The sequence below is a fragment of the Bacillus cereus group sp. BfR-BA-01430 genome, from assembly GCF_022663115.1.
Taxonomy (GTDB): Bacteria; Bacillota; Bacilli; order Bacillales; family Bacillaceae_G; genus Bacillus_A; species Bacillus_A cereus_BD.
The window spans coordinates 1-2,933 of record NZ_JAKUEW010000039.1 but is presented as its reverse complement, the minus strand read 5'-3'; the positions used below and the strand labels follow the sequence as shown (position 1 = coordinate 2,933).

Here is a 2,933-nt window from a genome sequence, read left to right as displayed (position 1 = left end):
AATAAAGTTTGTCTAGCATCATAAATAAAAATTGACGTTTCACGTTGTTTGTTTCGTTCAGTTTTCAGAGAACTCGTTTGTCGCTTTATTTGCGACTTCCTTATGTTAACATTTTTATATTTCAATGTCAACTAAGTTTTTTATTTCGTTTGTCGCGTTTTGCGTTATTTCTCTCAGCGACTCGTATAATATTACACCTCTATTTACTAATAGTCAACAGTTTTTGTGAAAGTTTTTTTATAATGCTATGCTGTATGTTATTCCTGGCTATTTCCTCCTTCAATTCATTGGACTCTAGCCGTTCCCTTCAATCATATGAAAGTAGATGAACTACTAGCAGAAACGAATTAGAATCCGCGTTACTTTCTGCATGAAGAAACCCTACAGAAATTCATGGAATTTCTGTAGGGTTTTAAATTTAATAAATAGCCATACTTAAAGCAAAAAACTATTGCTCTTTTGAAGGCGCTAAGCAGCTACCATCTGTGCAAAGAGCATCGTTCACATCATTTGATGAAAGTTCTTGTAATTTAGGCTTAGGATTTTCTTCTTCCCACACCTTTTGAAGTGCATTCAAAAACGTTTCAAGTGGTTGTGCTCCCGAAATTGCATACTTTTGATTTACAATGAAATATGGTACTCCCGTAATCTGATATTGTCGAGCAATTGCCTCATCAATTCGGACATCATTTGCATAAGCATTTTTATTCTGTATAACATTTAAGGCTTCTTTTCTATCTAATCCCGAAGCTTCAGCAATATTAGCGAGCGTTTCCACGTCACTTAAATTTTTAGATTCAGTAAAATGAGCGAAAAGAAGATTTTCTACTATTTCCTTTTCTTTTCCATGTTCTTTTGCAAACTTAGCTAAACGGTGAGCATCAAAAGTATTCGTCGGTTTCATCTCTTCAAAATGAAAGGTTAAACCTATGTTAGCGGCATTCCGACCGATTTGAACATTATTTCGCTTAGCTTCTTCAATACTAATCCCGTATTTCGATGCAAGCATTTCATCAATACCAATTCCAGAATATACCGGAGCATTTGGGTCTAACTCAAAACTCTTAAATTCAACTTCAACATCATTTTTATACGGAAATTGGTCTAAGGCCATTTCTAAACGACGCTTCCCAATATAACAAAACGGACATACAAAATCAGACCAAACTTCAATTTTCATACGAACACCTCTTTCAATTTAAGTTTAAACTATTGTAGCATAGGCAATTCGTAATCAAAAAATTTATGCTTCTATTTAAAAATTTAGTCGATAAAGAGCTCTTTATGCGTTCTCACCTAGCATCCTGGCTCTCGCTGCATTTTGAATGAAAGGTTCTACTCTCCATAAATAGCAGGATCAACTTAATTCTATTCTTGAAACAAATGAACTAAAAAAAACGATAATGAGAAAGATAAAACCATTTACTTCTCATCATCGTTTATAGAACTCTTTTTAATTATTAGTAAGTCTATCTTTTATAATATCAACATTCTCTCTTTCATGAATTATGCTGAAATATACTTCTCCACAAAATTCCATAGAGTATTCCAATATTTATCTGGATTTGCTTGTTCGGCTTCTCCATGCCCCGCACCTGGCACAATTAACTTTTCTTTTTCTACTTTTGCAGCATTGTATACTTCATCTAACATTTCATAAGGAACGAATGTATCCGCATCTCCATGAATAAATAAGATTGGTGTTTTGCTTTTTGCAACTTGCTTTACAGCCGATGCTTCTTCTAAATCATAACCCGCTTTTAGTTTAGTAACTGTATTTGCTGCATTCATGACAGGGAATTTAGGCAAATGGAATAAATCTTTTAATTGGTATGTGAATTCATCCATAACAGATGAGTAACCACAATCTTCAACAATGACTTTCACATTAGGAGGTAAATCTTCTCCAGAAGTCATCATCACTGTTGCTCCTCCCATAGAAACACCGAATAGAGCTATCTCCGCCTGAGGATCTTTCTTTAAAATTTGCTGAATCCAGCGCTGTACATCTTTACGATCATACCACCCCATACCGATATAATCTCCTTCGCTATTTCCATGACCGCGAAGATCAGGTGCTAATACGCTGTAACCTTTTTCATAGAAGTGACGAATATATTTCGTCATTTCTGATGCTTTACTACTATATCCATGTACGACAATTGCCCATCTATGGCTAGATTGTTCATTTACATATTCATATCCTGTTAGTTTTAACTCATCAAAAGAACGCATCACGATTGTATTTGGTTTATATTTTGAAATAAACTCGGCATTTTTTTGCTCATTCGTAGCTAATACATTCCCTGATACATTCACTGTTTTTTCTAAATGAGGATTCCCTTGTAAGAATTCTTTTTCTTGTTTCGCATTTAATGCATAATTGAAGAAATAATTTCCAACTAACATGTATACAACGGTTAGAAGTAGTAAAATTCCTATTAATATTACACTTATTTTTTTCATACTATCTCCTTTTATAAAAATATCTTACACAACATTATTATTCTAACATACCAATATAGATAAACAATGGAAAAAGATTACATAATATATATGACTGCAGGATGGACTTAACAAAATAAGCGCTTCTTAACAATGCAGTTGAATGGAAAAAGAGATACATATGAACAGCAGTGAATATCTCCAACGCTTATTAATTATGTATTACTAAAAGATTGAGGATAAAGAAGGTTATAAATAAAAAAGTGTCTTGATCTACATATTTTTTACTGCCCGCCAATTATTTGTACCTACTTTTAAAATTAGCAATAAATGATTTAAATACAGAAGCATTGTTATACAAAAAAACCTAAGTCAGCTTGACTTAGGTTTTTGCTTGGCGACGTCCTACTCTCACAGGGGCAAGGCCCCAACTACCATCGGCGCTAGAGAGCTTAACTTCCGTGTTCGGTATGGGAACGGGTGTGACC

Annotated in this window: 2 protein-coding genes and 1 rRNA gene; all 3 read right to left on the bottom strand. The window is 33.9% G+C overall.

Annotated elements, in window-relative coordinates; translation table 11 throughout:
• Positions 1 to 448 precede the first annotated feature (448 nt).
• A complete protein-coding gene (locus MR058_RS22660; RefSeq protein ID WP_242145925.1) occupies positions 449 to 1,180 on the bottom strand; it encodes a DsbA family oxidoreductase in 732 nt (243 codons plus the stop codon).
• Positions 1,181 to 1,506: 326 nt separating this feature from the next.
• A complete protein-coding gene (locus MR058_RS22655) occupies positions 1,507 to 2,466 on the bottom strand; it encodes an alpha/beta hydrolase (RefSeq protein ID WP_242145924.1) in 960 nt (319 codons plus the stop codon).
• Between the two features lie 371 nt (positions 2,467 to 2,837).
• Positions 2,838 to 2,933: ribosomal RNA gene (rrf, locus tag MR058_RS22650) — 5S ribosomal RNA — on the bottom strand; the annotation flags it as partial.

Excerpts from the sequence above, each read along its gene's own strand:
- MR058_RS22660 (WP_242145925.1), bottom strand. The coding sequence starts at position 1,180 with ATGAAAATTGAAGTTTGGTCTGATTTTGTATGTCCGTTTTGTTATATT.
- MR058_RS22655 (WP_242145924.1), bottom strand. The coding sequence starts at position 2,466 with ATGAAAAAAATAAGTGTAATATTAATAGGAATTTTACTACTTCTAACC.